The sequence below is a fragment of the Qipengyuania aquimaris genome, from assembly GCF_020171965.1.
Classification (GTDB): domain Bacteria; phylum Pseudomonadota; class Alphaproteobacteria; order Sphingomonadales; family Sphingomonadaceae; genus Qipengyuania; species Qipengyuania aquimaris_A.
In genome coordinates, this window is the sequence record NZ_JAIUZK010000002.1 from 263,891 (window position 1) to 278,982 (window position 15,092).

15 protein-coding genes are annotated in these 15,092 nt (G+C 64.1%); 6 read left to right on the plus strand and 9 right to left on the minus strand.

What is annotated here, in order from left to right; translation table 11 throughout:
- Positions 1–66 precede the first annotated feature (66 nt).
- Positions 67–762, minus strand: a complete 696-nt coding sequence (locus LCM24_RS08875) for a DUF4230 domain-containing protein (protein WP_224803701.1) — start codon at positions 760–762, stop codon at positions 67–69.
- A complete protein-coding gene (locus LCM24_RS08880; RefSeq protein ID WP_224803702.1) occupies positions 729–1,619 on the minus strand; it encodes an MBL fold metallo-hydrolase in 891 nt (296 codons plus the stop codon). Before LCM24_RS08880 ends, LCM24_RS08875 begins: the two co-directional genes overlap by 34 nt.
- A gap of 62 nt (positions 1,620–1,681) precedes the next feature.
- Between LCM24_RS08880 and LCM24_RS08885 the strand changes: the two genes are divergently transcribed.
- Positions 1,682–3,145, plus strand: coding sequence for a glycerol kinase (locus LCM24_RS08885; RefSeq protein ID WP_224804925.1), 1,464 nt, complete (start codon positions 1,682–1,684; stop codon positions 3,143–3,145).
- On the opposite strand, the gene LCM24_RS08890 is transcribed toward LCM24_RS08885, so the two are convergent.
- Together LCM24_RS08890 and LCM24_RS08895 are read right to left on the minus strand one after the other, a co-directional pair.
- The gene (locus tag LCM24_RS08890; RefSeq protein WP_224803703.1) at positions 3,146–3,607 is read right to left on the minus strand and encodes a DUF1465 family protein; all 462 of its coding nucleotides are present in this window, start codon (positions 3,605–3,607) and stop codon (positions 3,146–3,148) included.
- A gap of 77 nt (positions 3,608–3,684) precedes the next feature.
- Positions 3,685–3,894 (minus strand): YdcH family protein, encoded by a 210-nt coding sequence (locus LCM24_RS08895; RefSeq protein WP_090478056.1) that lies wholly within the window; start codon positions 3,892–3,894, stop codon positions 3,685–3,687.
- A gap of 152 nt (positions 3,895–4,046) precedes the next feature.
- Between LCM24_RS08895 and LCM24_RS08900 the strand changes: the two genes are divergently transcribed.
- From LCM24_RS08900 to tilS, 5 genes are all read left to right on the plus strand, one after another.
- Positions 4,047–4,202 carry a YdcH family protein gene (locus tag LCM24_RS08900; RefSeq protein ID WP_160594286.1) on the plus strand — a complete coding sequence of 52 codons (156 nt, stop codon included), beginning with the start codon at positions 4,047–4,049 and terminating at the stop codon, positions 4,200–4,202.
- A gap of 82 nt (positions 4,203–4,284) precedes the next feature.
- Positions 4,285–6,555: a phosphoenolpyruvate--protein phosphotransferase gene (ptsP, locus tag LCM24_RS08905; protein WP_224803704.1), complete on the plus strand. Its 2,271-nt coding sequence runs from the start codon at positions 4,285–4,287 to the stop codon at positions 6,553–6,555.
- A 138-nt stretch (positions 6,556–6,693) separates the two neighbouring features.
- Positions 6,694–7,542, plus strand: coding sequence for a helix-turn-helix domain-containing protein (locus LCM24_RS08910; protein ID WP_224803705.1), 849 nt, complete (start codon positions 6,694–6,696; stop codon positions 7,540–7,542).
- A gap of 156 nt (positions 7,543–7,698) precedes the next feature.
- The gene (locus LCM24_RS08915) at positions 7,699–8,565 is read left to right on the plus strand and encodes a tetratricopeptide repeat protein (protein WP_224804926.1); all 867 of its coding nucleotides are present in this window, start codon (positions 7,699–7,701) and stop codon (positions 8,563–8,565) included.
- Position 8,566: 1 nt separating this feature from the next.
- On the plus strand, positions 8,567–9,511 hold the full coding sequence (gene tilS, locus LCM24_RS08920) for a tRNA lysidine(34) synthetase TilS (protein ID WP_224803706.1): 945 nt from the start codon (positions 8,567–8,569) through the stop codon (positions 9,509–9,511).
- Here tilS and LCM24_RS08925 read toward each other — a convergent pair.
- The 5 genes from LCM24_RS08925 to zwf form a co-directional block, all read right to left on the minus strand.
- Positions 9,508–10,155 carry a L,D-transpeptidase family protein gene (locus LCM24_RS08925; RefSeq protein WP_224803707.1) on the minus strand — a complete coding sequence of 216 codons (648 nt, stop codon included), beginning with the start codon at positions 10,153–10,155 and terminating at the stop codon, positions 9,508–9,510. The genes tilS and LCM24_RS08925 overlap by 4 nt on opposite strands.
- Positions 10,156–10,240: 85 nt before the next feature.
- Positions 10,241–10,852, minus strand: coding sequence for a bifunctional 4-hydroxy-2-oxoglutarate aldolase/2-dehydro-3-deoxy-phosphogluconate aldolase (gene eda, locus LCM24_RS08930; protein ID WP_224803708.1), 612 nt, complete (start codon positions 10,850–10,852; stop codon positions 10,241–10,243).
- On the minus strand, positions 10,849–11,820 hold the full coding sequence (gene glk / locus LCM24_RS08935; RefSeq protein WP_224803709.1) for a glucokinase: 972 nt from the start codon (positions 11,818–11,820) through the stop codon (positions 10,849–10,851). The genes eda and glk overlap by 4 nt, the downstream gene beginning before the upstream one ends.
- Positions 11,821–11,823: 3 nt before the next feature.
- Positions 11,824–13,638, minus strand: coding sequence for a phosphogluconate dehydratase (edd, locus tag LCM24_RS08940; protein ID WP_224803710.1), 1,815 nt, complete (start codon positions 13,636–13,638; stop codon positions 11,824–11,826).
- Complete coding sequence (zwf, locus tag LCM24_RS08945) at positions 13,631–15,079, minus strand: glucose-6-phosphate dehydrogenase (protein WP_224803711.1); 1,449 nt, start codon at positions 15,077–15,079, stop codon at positions 13,631–13,633. The genes edd and zwf overlap by 8 nt, the downstream gene beginning before the upstream one ends.
- Positions 15,080–15,092: the final 13 nt, after the last annotated feature.

Genomic DNA, 15,092 nt, shown 5'->3' on the forward strand with positions numbered 1-15,092 from the left:
TTCACGCGACCAGTCTTGTTTTTCGTTATGGCCTGGAAAGCTATCGGGGGAGCGAAGAACCGTCAATCAGTCCGGCGGCGTTTCCCCATCGAAACGGACATTGACTGTTATGCCCTCATAGCCCGCGACTTGCAGCGGGATGGCGAGGTTCTGACGCACCGCTTCTTTGGCAGCGCTGCGGGCCATGGCGATGACCTGGGGGTTCTTGGCAAACTCCGCCGCCTTGCGTTCGGCCTGGCGCGAATTGTTGCGGGCAAGATCGCTGCTCGCGTCGCGGCTGACGTATGTGCCCTCGGTGAAGGTGGTCTGCGATCCTTCGTCGAGATTGGGACGCGAAATCTTGAGCGCGGGCAGGATCACGTCGAGCGTATCGCTGGCCTCGTCCCATTCGAAGCGATCGCGATCCATGCGCGAAAGGTCGAGGCGATATTCGACCGTTGCCGGGATCACGGCGGCCTGCCTGCTTTCGAGGAGGTCGACGCCCAGGACACCGCGCTTGTCGACGCTTTCCGCCACGACCTCGAAGCGCGACGAGAACACGGTCAGCGAATTCTGCTTCTCGAATGCGAGCATGGCGCTGGCGACCGGGTCGCCTTCTTCCTGGTGGAAGAACGCGCGCCAGCCGAGCCACGCGCAGGCGGCAATGAGGAGGATGACGATGAGCCACGGAACCGCCTGCACCCGCGCGAGCGATTGCTCCTTGTGCGGCGTCGCTACGGTGCCGGTTCCTAGGGTGTCTGCGTGCTTGGTGTCGTTTGCCATACCTCTCCAGAACGCTGGACCAGTCCACGGCGTTCCAGATCGATGAGGTGGGCGGTCACCGACATCTTCGCCGCACCATGCAGGCGTGCATCGAGTCCCTTGTACATCCTGGGCACGAAGTCTTTCGCTTCCAGCGGACCTTTCTGCAAATGGCGCAGGATCTGGTTCTCGCGCTGGCGGCGGTGGCCGATCATCCCGCGGACCATCTGGCGCGGCTTTTCGATCGCCTCGCCATGGGCGGGATAATAGACCCGATCCTCGCGGGCGTAGAGTTTCTCGAGGCTGGCCATGTAATCGGCCATGTCCCCGTCGGGCGGAACGACGACGCTGGTGGACCAGCCCATCACATGGTCGCCGGTGAACAGCGCGCCGCTTTCCTCCAGCGCGAAGCACAGGTGGTTCGACACGTGGCCAGGCGTCGCCACTGCGCGCAAGGTCCAGCCGGGGCCGGTCATCGCCTCTCCATCGGCCAGCACGCGGTCGGGCTCGTAAGTCCGGTCGAACGACGCGTCGGCACGCGGACCGCTGTCGTCGAGCACGAGCGGTGCGCATCCGACAATGGGTGCGCCCGTACGCGCGGCAAGGGGGCGGGCGGCAGGCGAATGGTCGCGGTGGGTATGCGTACACATGATGGCGCAGACGTGCTCGTCACCGATAGCCGCATCGAGCGCAAGGAGGTGTTCGGGATCGTCCGGACCCGGGTCGATGACCGCACAGCCGCCGCCGATGCCCACGACATAGGACTGCGTGCCCGTATAGGTATAGGGCGAGGGGTTGGGGGCCAGCACGCGCCGCACAAGCGGTTCGAGTTGCTGCGCTTCGCCCGTGGGCCATGGTTTGGGAGGAGGACCTGCCATGGGGTTGCATATGGGGGAGGTGGCGGTTCATGTCACCACCTGCCGGTGAAGAGGGAGAAATCATGGCCGAGTGTATTCTTGTTCTCGACGCGGGAACGACGTCCACCAGGGCGATGGTCTTCGACAGGCAGGGCGGGCTGGAGGCGGTATGCCAGGCCGAACTGACGCAGCACTATCCGCGTCCCGGCTGGGTCGAACACGATGCGGCGGAAATCTGGGAAAAGACGCTTGGCTGCATGCGCGAAGCGGTGGGCGAGGATGCGGGCCGGATTGCTGCCATCGGCATCACCAACCAGCGCGAAACGGTTGTCGCCTGGGACCGGAACAGCGGCGAACCCCTGGCGCGCGCCATCGTGTGGCAGGATCGCCGGACCTCCGGGTTCTGCGCGAAGCTCAAGGATGAAGGGCACGAACCGTCCGTCCAGCAGCGCACCGGCCTGCTGCTCGACCCCTATTTTTCGGGCACGAAGATGCGCTGGATGCTCGACAATGACGAGGCGGTGAAAGCCGCGCATGACAACGGCACGCTCGCCTTCGGCACGGTGGAAAGCTGGCTCGTCTTCAAGCTTTCGGGCGGGACGCATATTTCCGATGCCAGCAACGCCAGCCGGACGCTGCTGCTCGCACTCGATGGCGAGCAGTTCGACGAGGATTTGTGCAAGCTGTTCGGCGTTCCGCGCGAAAGCCTGCCGCAGGTCGTCGACACGCATGGCGAACTGGCCGTCGCGACTGACGAGTGGCTGGGGCAAGCGATCCCAATCACCGGTCTCGTGGGCGACCAGCAATCGGCTACCATCGGGCAGGGCTGTCTCTCGTTCGGCGAAACCAAGGCGACTTACGGGACGGGAGCCTTCGTCCTCACCAACAAGGGCAGCGACATTCCCCGCTCGGACCACCGCCTTCTCGGCACAGTCCTGCACCAGTTGGGCGGCCAGCGGACCTATGCGATCGAGGGCGCCTGTTTCGTGGCGGGTAGCCTGATCAAATATCTGCGCGACGAACTGGGGCTCATCGAAAGCGCCGCGCAGACGGAAGAACTGGCTCTGTCCATCGAGGACAGCGGCGAAGTGGTGATCGTGCCTGCGCTCGCCGGACTTGGCGCGCCGCACTGGATGCCCGAGGCGCGCGGCGTCATTTCGGGTCTCAGTTTCGCCAGCGGCAAGGCGCAGATCGCGCGCGCTGCGCTGGAGGCCATGGCGCACCAGACGCATGACCTTGCGCAGGCATTCGCCGCCGATGGCGCGCCTTGGGCAAGCCTCAGGATCGACGGGGGGATGAGCGCCAATGACTGGATGGCGCAGGATCTCGCCGACATTCTCGATATCGAGGTCGAGCGGCCCGAGTTTGTGGAGACAACCGCGCTCGGGGCTGCGGTCTGTGCGGCCGTCGGGGCAGGGCTTTATTCCTCGCTCGACGCGGCCGCGGCGCAGATGCGCGGCAAGGCCGATACCTTCAAGCCGTCGATGGATGCGGATGTGCGCGAAGCCCGGCTCGCACGCTACGCCAAGGCGCTGTCGGCTGCCTGATCAGGCGGCGCCGAACGCGTCGGCAATACGGCCCTGGAGACTGCCGACCGGATCGTCATTCGCCGCGTCGCGCGAACGTTGTTCACGGTCGAGCCGTGCCACACGGTCATGCAGGCGCTCGGTGTCTCGGATCAGGGAACGCACCTTGAGCGGAAGCCGCGCCATGTTGCGCGGATCGGAGGGGCGCTCTTCGCCAAGCGTGCCGTGCTTCTTCAATTGCTCGCGGCTCAGTTCACCGGAAAAATAGGCGCGCTGGTTGAGCAGCCATGCCAGGGAATTCATCACCCGCGTCGTCGTGCGCAGGCCTTCGATCGACATCGCGATCCGGACTTCATTGGCTTCCATGGCCGGGTCCTGCGCATCGCTCAGGTCGAAGGCGGTGCGTGCCTCGTCCGCCAGAAGCAGCGCTTCGGCGTAGAGTTCTTCCACGATTTGCTGGGTTATGGCTGTGGATGCGATCATGTGTCCGGCCCGATAAAGCAATACGCGCCGATTTGCCAACGCGGTGGCGGGCTTGTCCCGCTAAGAGACGCGCACTTTCAGGCGATGATATCGGGAATGAGATTGTCCTCGATCACCGATATCCGGTCTTTCAGGATCAGCTTGCGCTTCTTCAGGCGCGCGATCTGGAGCTGGTCGGTAAAGCCGCCCTGGTCGCCCGCTTCGGTCAGCGCGGCGATTGCGACATCGAGGTCACGATGCTCGCTACGCAGCATTTCCAGGCGTTTGCGCAGCTCTTGTTCGTTCACGGTCGTCTTCCCAAAATCTCGGCCTGTCGCATGACCCTAAGGCGGGGCTTTGTAAATTCACAATAGTATGATTTGATAATCGGTCTGCGGCTCGTTCCGCAATGGCACGAGTCGCTTCTAATGGGTCGCAAGCTCACGAAGGAGACAACCCGATGCACTCATCCCATGTCGACGCACTGAAGGCCAAGCACGCCGGGCTCGAAGCTCGCCTGCACGATGAACAGACCCGCCCGGCGCCCGACATTGCGATGATCCAGAAGATCAAGAAGCAGAAGCTTCGGATCAAGGAAGAACTGGCCGCCAATTAAGGGGCCCGCATCGAAGGCGGGGCATGGCCTTGTGCCAGCGTCCCGCTTTCGCAACCCACCAATTTTGCTATAGCTGCGAGCCATGTCAGCAGTTGCATCCGCTCGCCAGATTCTCACGCGCCTTCACGAAGTTATGGCCGGGCGCACGCACGCCCAGCACAAGCTGGATCGCGTGGTCGAAATCATCGCCGATGCACTGTCGAGCGAAGTGTGCTCGATCTACCTCCTGCGCGAAGGGGCGCTTGAACTCTACGCCACCCGCGGCCTCAACCCCGAAGCGGTTCACGTCACCCGCATGGGCATCGGCGAAGGGCTGACGGGCACGATCGCCCAGAACATCGAAACGCTGAACCTTGCGGAGGCCAAGGCGCACCCGGACTTCCTCTATCGCCCTGAAACGGGGGAGGAAAAGTTCCATTCCTTCGCCGGCGTGCCCATCGTCTACCGCGAACGTGCGGTCGGCGTGCTGTGCGTCCAGCACATGGATCCGCGCAAGTACGAGGACGTCGAGATCGAGGCGCTGCAGACCACCGCCATGGTCCTGTCGGAGCTTATCGCCCACAAGGAACTGGTCGATGACGAGGCCGACCTGGACTTTGGCGAACCGTCGACCGAAATGGAGATTTTCGACGGCCTCACCCTGGTGAAAGGCCTCGCGGCCGGCGTCGCGGTCTTCCACCAGCCCCGCATCGAGATCGACCAGGTGATGGCGGAGGACGTCGAGGCGGAACGCCAGCGGGTCTACCGCGCCTTCGACAAGATGCGCGACCAGATCGATGCGATGGGCAAGGAACCCGAATTCGGCAAGGGCGGCGAGCATGTGGAGGTTCTCGAGACCTACAAGATGTTCGCCTATGACGAGGGGTGGAGCCGCCGGATCAACGAAGCGATCGACAGCGGACTGACCGCGGAAGCCGCGATCGAACGCGTCCAACAACGTACCCGGATGCGCATGCGCGAGATCGACGATCCGCTGCTGGCGGACCGGATGCACGATCTGGAAGACCTGTCGAACCGTTTGCTGCGCATCGTGTCCGGCCAGCTCGGGACAGCTGCATCCCAAGGCCTCAGGCGCGATACCATCCTGATCGCGCGCAATCTCGGTCCTGCCGAACTGCTCGAATACGATCGGCGCCGGCTGAAAGGCGTGGTGCTGGAGGAAGGCTCGCTCACCGCCCATGTCGTGATCGTCGCGCGGGCAATGGGTATCCCGGTCATCGGGCGCGTGCCCGGATTCCGCTCGCGCGTGAGCGAAGGCGACGAAATCCTGGTCGATGCGGACAAGGGCACGGTTACCCTGCGCCCTTCGCAGACCATGCTCGATGCGTTCGAAGCGCGCTTTGCGCGCAACCGCGAAAAGCAGGCGACCTATGCCGAATTGCGCGATGTCGAACCCTTCACGCGCGACGGCACCCGCGTGACGGTGATGATCAATGCAGGCTTGCGCGATGATGTGAGCGCGCTGCAACTGACCGGGGCCGACGGCATCGGCCTGTTCCGGACCGAGTTCCAGTTCCTCGTGTCGTCGACGCTTCCCCAGCGCGAGCGGCAAATGCGGCTCTATCGCGACGTCCTCGATGCGGCGGACGGCAAGAAGGTCATCTTCCGCACCGTCGATATCGGCGGCGACAAGGCGGTGCCCTATCTCGACAACAATACTGCCGAGCGGGACGAGAACCCGGCCATGGGCTGGCGCGCCCTGCGCCTGTCGCTGGAACGCGAAGGGCTGCTTAAAGCGCAGGCCCGCGCCCTGCTGGAAGCGGCTGCGGGACGGCAGCTTTCGGTCATGTTCCCGATGGTCAGCGAACCGTGGGAATTCGATGCGGCGAAGGCGATCTTCGAAGAGCAGGCCGATTTCCTTCGCCAGCGCCGCCGCCACATGCCCGAAAGCATCGAATATGGCTGCATGCTCGAAGTGCCCTCGCTGGCCGAAGTGCTCGACCTGCTCCTGCCGAAGGTTTCGTTCATTTCTGTCGGCACCAACGACCTCACCCAGTTCCTGTTTGCAGCGGACCGGGCCAACCCCAAGCTGGCCGAACGTTATGACTGGCTCAGCCCTGCGATCCTGCGTTTCATGGACCGGATTGCGAAGAACATGGTCGGCTCCAAGGTACGCCTTGCCGTGTGCGGGGAAATGGGCGGCAGGCGGTTGGAGGCATTGGCCCTGATGGGTCTGGGCTTTACGCGTTTCTCGATCACGCCCGCAGCGGTCGGCCCGATCAAGGAACTGGTGCGCAAGGTCTATCTGCCCGACCTGTCGGCGCAAATGCAGCGTTGGCTGCTCAACCCTCCGGCGGATCTGCGGGCCGAGCTTACCCAGTGGGCGGCGGACAACGACATCGACCTCGACTGATTTCGTCGCGCAGCGCGCGCGGCTCGTCCCCAAGGCGTGATCGCGGCCCGATCAATGCTTGACAGGAAGGCCTCCGATCCCATTCTGGCGTCAACGGGAGCGGGAACACCCGCCGGGCACTAATCATTCGGGAATCGCATGGAAGAAGACGGCATCGTCGAAGAGGAGAGCGCGCGCATGGACCGTGTGGGTGACAGACTGCGCGCTGCGCGCGAGGCAAAAGGCCTCGAGCTTGAGCAGGTCGCGGCGGAAACCCGCATTCCTCAACGCCACCTTGAATCGATCGAGGCTGGCGACTTCGCATCCCTGCCATCGCGCACCTATGCCATCGGTTTCAGCCGCACCTACGCGCGCACGCTGGATCTCGACGAACGCGAAGTGCTGGACCAGGTGCGTGCCGAGCTTGCCGAGCACCGGGGCAATGTCGATGCCACCCCTGCGAAATTCGAACCGGGCGATCCGGCACGCGTCCCGGGACGCGGGCTTGCCTGGTTCGCCGTCTTTGCGGCAATCCTCCTCATGGGCGGCATCTACGCTTTCTATCGCAGTTATTTCGCGCCCGGTCTCGGGCCCGCTCCGCTGCAGGACCCCGAAGAGCAGTTTGCCGCTGCCGACAATCCGCAGGCGAGCGAGCCTGCTCCGGCTGCGCAGCCAACCGGTGGTCCGGTCGTCTTCACCAGCGAAATGGACGAGACATGGGTCAAGTTCTACGACGCCAGCGGTGAACGACTCTACGAAGCGCAGATGAATACTGGCGACACCTATACCGTTCCTGCCGATGCCGAGGGTCCGCAGATATGGACCGGTCGCCCCTACGCGCTGGCGATCACTATCGGCGGACGTGCGGTGCCGAAATTGTCCGAAGAGGACGAGGTGGTGCGCGATGTCCCGGTCACAGCCGAGGCATTGCTGGCCCGCCCGGTGCCCGAAGAAGCTGCCGATGCCGCTCCCGAACCGCCTGCCGCAGCGGCAACGCCTGCAACCTGATCGCGGCGGAAAACCCGCTTCATCCCCTCGACAGTTTCGCGGGGGTAGGGCTAGATTCACACGAATTTCGAATTGAGGAGAACGGGCGTGACATCGACCCGCATTGCACGTGGTTTCGGACTTGGCGCTATTGCCGTTGCACTGGTGGCGACTTCCATGCCGGCTGCGGCACAGGACGATTCCCAAGCGCGCATTCGCAAGCTCGAAGCCGAAGTCCGGGCCTTGCAGCGCAAGGTCTTCCCGGGCGGCGACGGACGCTATTTCGAGCCAGAGATTTCCGGACAGCCTGCGGCCCGCCCGAGCGTGAGCACGACGACTTCGACGACTGCCGTTACCGATATCCTCGCCCGCCTCGATGCACTCGAAACCCAGCTCCAGCGCCTGACTGCCCAGTACGAGGTCGGCGGCAATGCCATGCGCCTGCTTGAAGAGCGTATCGAAGCGCTTGAGGCGGCCAACGCTCCGGCCCCTTCGCCTGCGGCTACGACCTCCACACCGGCTGGCACCGCATCGACCGCGACTACGCGGCCTGCGGCAACGTCGACGCCGACGCCCACTCCGACACCTGCTGCCGCGCAGCCGAGCGCCGAGCGTGTCGCGGCAGTCCAAGCGATCGCCAAGCCGCAGACCGACGATGCGGCGGACGACGAATATTCCTACGGTTTCCGCCTGTGGGACGCGGGTTTCTTCCCCGAAGCGCAGCAGCAGCTGACCCTGTTCGTGGAACGCTATCCCAGCCACTGGCGCGCGACCTATGGCCGCAACCTGCTGGGCCGCGCCTATCTCGACGATGGCAAGCCGAACGACGCGGCTCCCTGGTTCCTGCGGAACTATCAGGCTGACAAGAACGCGCCGCGTGCAGGTGACAGCCTGCTCTATCTCGCCGAGGCGATGATTGCCCTCGACGATACGAAGCGCGCCTGCATCGCGCTGGCCGAATTTGGCGAGACATATCCTGCGCTGGCCGCAGGACGTCTGCAGAGCCAGTACGAGCGCAATCTCGGCCGAGTGACCTGCAGCTGACGTGCCGATCGCCGATGAATTGATCGATCGATTCCTCGGCGACCTCAATCGGTTGCGTCTCGACCATGGCGTCCTTGGCCTCGCCGTGTCTGGCGGGGCCGACAGCATGGCGATGCTGCAGCTTGCAGCCGAGGCTCTGGATACCGAAAAACTGGCCGTCGCCACGGTCGACCATGGCCTGCGGCCCGAGGCGGCGCAGGAATGTGCCCTGGTGGCCGACGCGTGCCGGAAGCTCGGCATCGGCTGCGATATCCTCAGGGCGACAATCGCGGAAGGCAACACGCAGGAACAGGCGCGGATTGCGCGTTATTCCGTACTGGGCGAGTGGGCACGCGAACGCGGCATAGGGGCCATTGCGACCGCGCATCATGCCGACGACCAAGCGGAAACGCTTCTCATGCGGCTCAATCGCGGCAGCGGGCTGGGCGGGCTTGCAGGCATTCGCTCGCGCACACGGATCGAAGGGTGCGATGCCGATATTGTGCGGCCGCTGCTGGGTTTTCGCCGAGATGAACTGCGCGCCATCGTCGAAGCGAGCGATTTCGATTTCGTCGACGATCCGAGCAATCTCGACGATCGCTATGACAGGGTCAGGATGCGCAACGCGCTGGCGCAAGCGGACTGGCTGGACGCCGCCGCACTGGCGCGCTCGGCGGCGCATCTGGAGGAGGCGGAGCGTACGCTCCAGTCACTGGCGGACAAGAGCTGGGAGGGCTCGGCGGAAGTGAGCGGCAGTCGGATCCGCGTTCCCTATACGAACCTGCTGGACACCAATGCACGCATTGTGCGCAGGGCAATGACGACGCTGGGTGCGACGATCACTCTAGGCGAGGTTATCGACTTCCTGAAAACCGGCCGCGAACGCGCGAATATTGCGGGCATTCTCGTCGAACGCCGCGACGAAAGCTACTACTGCAGCAAGGAGCCGCCCCGCCGCAGCGATTAGATAATGGGGTCGCCCACACCGATGCGTTTGCCGTCGGTGATGATGACCTTGTCACCCTTCTTCGCGATGTCGAACAGCCGCGCGGCGAGCGGATCGGGAATGGCGACACAGCCGTGGCTGGCATAGCCGTTTTCCACCTCGGAGCCGCCGTGGATGGCGATCCCGTCCCACGTCAGGCGCAGCGTCCAGGGCATGGGCGCATTGCCGTATTTTTCGGAGACATTGTGCCGTTCCTTGGTGAGGATCGGGAATGTGCCGGTGGGCGTGGGGTGTTCGTCCGTGCCCAGCATGACGGCAGCGGCACCGATTTCATACCCGTCGCGGAAGATGGAGATGGTGCGCGCCTGAAGGTCGACCGTGATGAGCAGCGGGCCTTCCGGCACGCCCTCGTCGTCCCAGTGCCATTCTCCGTATTTGATTGGCCCTTCGATCGGCAGGACACGGCGGATGGTGAAGGGACGCCTGGCATCCGCTTCGAGCTTGGCGAGGATTGCCGCTTCGGGCTGGAGTCTTACGGGCGTTGCTGCCTCGCGCGCTTCCTCGACTTCGGGCTGCGCGCTGCTGGTCACGCCGAACGCCAGCGCGGCGAGGCCGAGAGCCACCACCAGCGTCGTTCCACCAATCCATCTCAGAATCGCGTTCATGGGCTTGTATATAGGGGATTCACCTGCGCTTTTCCATGAACGGGGCGAGCGCAGTCCCGTTGCGGAACGGTCGTGCAAGCGGGGGTTATCGCCGCAGTTCGCAGGCCTTGCGCGCCATGTCCTCGACTGCTGCCTCGTCAACCGGCCCGCGCGGCGCGACCCAGCTTCCCCCGACGCAGAGCACCGGGTCGAAGGCCAGCCATTCGCTTGCATTGGCTTCCGAGATACCGCCGGTCGGGCAGAAGCGGCATTGGCCGAAGGGCGCAGCGAGCGCCTTGAGCGCAGGCAGACCGCCCGCCGCCATCGCAGGGAAGAATTTGAAATGCGTGAGGCCGAGGTCCAGCCCGCGCATGATGTCGCCGGCATTGGCGATGCCGGGCAGGAAGGGAATGCCTTCGCGAATAGCCGCCTTGCCCAGGGTTTCGGTCAGACCGGGCGAGACGATGAATTCGCTGCCCGCCTGGATCGCGTTGGCGAGATCCTGCTGGTTCGTCACCGTACCTGCCCCGACAACGGCGCCATCAACCTGCTTCATGGCGGCGATAGCATCGAGCGCGGCAGGTGTGCGCAGGGTCACCTCCAGAACGCGCAGTCCGCCTGCGACCAGCGCACGGGCGAGGGGGACGGCATGCTCCACCTCGTCGACGACGATCACCGGAATGACCGGCGCGGTTTTCATGATGTCGGCAATGTTCATGCGTGTTCTCTCGCGAAAGCGGCTGCCGCCCCGAACAGGCCGGGTTGCGGATGGGTGATCAGTTTGACCGGGATCGAGGCCATCAATTCCTGGAAGCGTCCCTTGGCCTTGAAACGCTCGGCGAAGCCCGACTTCAGCAGGGTTTCGCGGATACGGTAACCGAGGCCGCCGGCAATCACGACGCCGCCGAAGCCGCCCTGGGCCAAGGCGATGTCACCGGCGACGCTGCCCAGCGACATGCAGAAACGGTCGACTGCTGCGGCAGCGAGGCTGTCGCTGCCGTCCTGGCCGCGCGTCCAGATGGCGATGTCGTCTTCTTCGGCGACGGGCCGTCCCTCCATCGCCGCAAGCGTCTGGTAGATATCGGAGATGGCGGGGCCAGCGACCACGCGTTCGACCGAGACGCGCGTGTGGCGCTTGCGCAGGCGGGCGAGGATGGCATCGTCGATCTGGTCGAGCGGGGCGAAATCGATATGGCCGCCTTCCGTCGCCGACACGCGATACGTCCCGTCGGGCTCGCGATAGAGATGCGCCACGCCAAGTCCCGTCCCCGGACCAAGCACGCTCAGGCGGCCAGTCGGCGCAAGTGGCTTGTCCGGACCGGTCAGGTGGATGAACTGATCTTCGCCTACGCGTGCCACGGCGTGGGCCACGGCCTCGAAGTCATTGACGATGCAGTAGTTTTCGACGCCCAGCTTCTCTTTCACGAGCGCTGGGCGGATGATCCACGGATTATTCGTGAAACGGATAACGTCTCCGCCAACCGGCCCCGCAATTGCCATGGATACGCGCGGTGGCAGGCTGCCACCCATGCGGCCGCGAAAATCCTCCCACGCGGTCTGGAAACTGGCGTGGTCTTCGGTGTGGAGCGTTTCCGGTTCGCTCAGCGCAATCGAACCATCGTCATGAATGGTGGCGATGGCGAAGCGGGCGTGCGTGCCGCCGATATCTACGCTGACGAGTTCCATACCTTACAATCCTGCCATTGCGAGCATCGATGAAGCGCCCTGTTCCGCACCATCGGCATTGGCGCGGAACATGGCATAGAATTCGCGGCCCATGCCCATATCGGGCGCGGGTTCTTGCGCGGCCTCCCGGCTGTCGAGATCGGCGGTGGTCGAGAGCGTGCCGGTTTCGGCGCAGACCTTTACCATGTCGCCATCACGCAGCTTGGCGAGGGGGCCACCGCCCAGTGCCTCGGGCGTGCAATGGATCGCCGCGGGCACCTTCCCGCTGGCGCCGCTCATCCGGCCATCGGTGACGAGGGCCACGCGGTATCCGCGATCCTGCAGGACGCCGAGCGCCGGAGTAAGCTTATGCAATTCGGGCATGCCGTTTGCGCGTGGCCCCTGGAAGCGGACCACGACCACCACGTCCTTGTCGAGTTCCCCCTTCTTGAAGGCCTCGTTGACCGAATGCTGGTCTTCGAAAACGCGGCAGGGTGCCTCGATTGTCCAGCGTTCGCGTTCTACGGCGGAAGACTTGAAGCATGCGCGGCCGAGATTGCCCTCGACGAGACGCATGCCGCCGTCGGACTGGAAAGGATCGGATGCGGGGCGCAGCATTTCCGTGTCGCCGCTCGGGCCCGGATTGCGCCATGTCAGCGCGTCGCCATCCATTCCCGGTTCGCGCGAATAAGCTTCGAACCCGTCGTCCCACACGGTCAGGATATCTGCGTGGGCGAGGCCTTCGTCGAGCAGCGTGCCGATCACATAGCCCATGCCGCCTGCGTCGTGGAAATGGTTCACATCGCCCGAACCGTTGGGATAGACGCGAGCGACCAGCGGAACCGCGCTCGACAGTTCGGCAAGGTCGCTCCAGTCGAAGCGGATGCCCGCTGCGCGCGCCATGGCAGGGATGTGGATCGCATGGTTGGTCGAGCCGCCTGTCGCCAGCAGGCCGATGGCAGCGTTGATGATCGCCTTTTCGTCGACCACGCGTGACAGCGGACGGAAGTCGTCCCCTTCCTTGCGGATCGCGGCGAGCCGGTGTGTTGCAGAGCGCGTCAGCTCCTGGCGCAGCTTCGCGCCTGGCGGAACGAAGGCCGCCCCCGGAACGTGCAGGCCCATCATCTCCATCATCATCTGATTGGAGTTGGCCGTACCGTAGAATGTACATGTGCCAGGCGAATGGTAACTGCCCATCTCGCTCGCCAGAAGCTCGTCGCGCCCGACCTTCCCTTCCGCGTAGAGTTGGCGGGTGCGCTGCTTTTCCTTGTTGGAAATGCCGGTGCCCATGGGGCCTGACGGGACGAAGATCGTAGGCAGGTGGCCGAAGCGCAGCGCGCCCATCAACAGACCGGGGACGATCTTGTCGCAGATACCGAGTAGCGCGACGCCGTCATACATTGCGTGGCTGAGCGCGACGATGGTGCTGAGTGCAATGGTGTCGCGGCTGAAGAGCGACAACTCCATCCCGTCCTGCCCTTGCGTCACGCCGTCGCACATTGCCGGGGTGCCGCCTGCGACCTGCACTGTCGCGCCGACCTCGCGCGCCCAGATCTTCATGCGTTCGGGATAGCGGTGATAGGGCTGGTGGGCCGACAGCATGTCGTTATAGGCGGTGACGATGCCGAGGTTCGGGCCTTGCGCCGCCTTGATCGCATTCTGGTCGTCCTCCGCGCCCGCAAAGGCGTGGGCTAGGTTCGAGCAGGACAGCGAATGGCGATCGACCTGGCGGTCACCTTCGCGGTCCATCAGGTCTAGATAGGCGGCGCGGCTGTCGCGCGAATTGGCGATCACGCGCTCGGTCACCCGGGCAATCGTATCGTTGAGCGGCTTAGTCATCGTGCCAGGTTACCCCGTCGCGTTCGGCAAGCGCGATGGCCGCGCTGGGCCCCCATGAACCTGATGAATAGGTCTTGGGTTTCATATCGTTCTCTGCCCACAGCGCGCGGATCTGGTCGATCCACTCCCATTGGGCCTCCACCTCGTCGCGGCGCACGAACAGCGTCTGGTCGCCTTCGATCAGGTCGAGCAGCAGGCGTTCGTAAGCGATGCGCCGCACGGTGTCGGAAAAGGCATCCGGCATCGCGATGTCCAGCGGTACAGGGCGCAGGCGCAGGCCTTCGCGGCCCAGGCCCGGGACCTTCGCCATCATCGACAGCTGGATGTTTTCCTTCGGCTGGATTTCGATGACCAGCCGGTTCGGCTGCGTCACGGCGCCGCGTCCCTCGAAGATGGAGTGAGGGATACAGCGGAACTGGATGACGATTTCGGTTACGCGTTCGGGCAGGCGTTTGCCGTGCCTCAGGTAGAAGGGAACGCCGCGCCAGCGCCAGTTGTCGACATGCGCCTTGACCGCAACGAAGGTTTCCGTGTCGCTTTCCTTGCCCAGTTCCTCGTCGTAACCGGGCACGCTCTTCCCGTCGACGGCCCCGGCGCGGTACTGGCCGGTGACCACTTCTGACTGAGACACTTCGCGTAGCGCCCGCAGGACCTTGACCTTCTCATCGCGCACGGCAGTGGCATCGAAGCTCGTCGGCGGCTCCATCGCGACCAGCGCAAGCAGTTGCAACATATGGTTCTGGACCATGTCGCGAAGCGCGCCGCTGTCGTCATAATAGGCGACGCGCGATTCCAGACCCACCGTCTCCGCGACGGTGATCTGGACATGCTCAATATAGTTGGAATTCCAGACCGGCTCGAACAGGATGTTGGCAAAGCGCAGCGCCAGAAGGTTCTGCACGGTCTCCTTGCCGAGATAATGGTCGATGCGGAAAATGCGGTCTTCGGGAAAGGCCTTGGCGACCGCGTCGTTGATCTCGCAGCTACTGTCGAAATCGGTGCCGAGCGGCTTTTCCAGTGCGATGCGCGCATTGCCGCGGGTCAGGCCGACACGTTCGAGCCCGCCGATGGTCGGTTCGAACAGGCTGGGCGCGGTCGACAGGAAGATCGCCAACCCGTTATATTCGCCCACTTCCTCTGCGAGCTTGTCATAGCCTTCGGGCGTGGTCGCATCGACAGGAACGTACCTCAGCCGGTTGAGGAAATCGGCCATGCCGCCGCGGCGGTGCTTGGGGAGGTATTTTTCCAGCGCTTCCCGCGCGAAGTTGCGGAATTCATGGGTGCTCATCTCCGACCGGGCGGTGCAGACGATGCACAGGTCCTGGTCGAGCAGGCCGTCGGAATTGAGCGCGCAAAGCGAAGGTAGCAGCATCCGCTGCGACAGGTCGCCGGTGGCTCCGAACAGGAGCAGGCGATCGGCGGTGAAGGCTAGCTCTGGCATGTACCGTCCATTG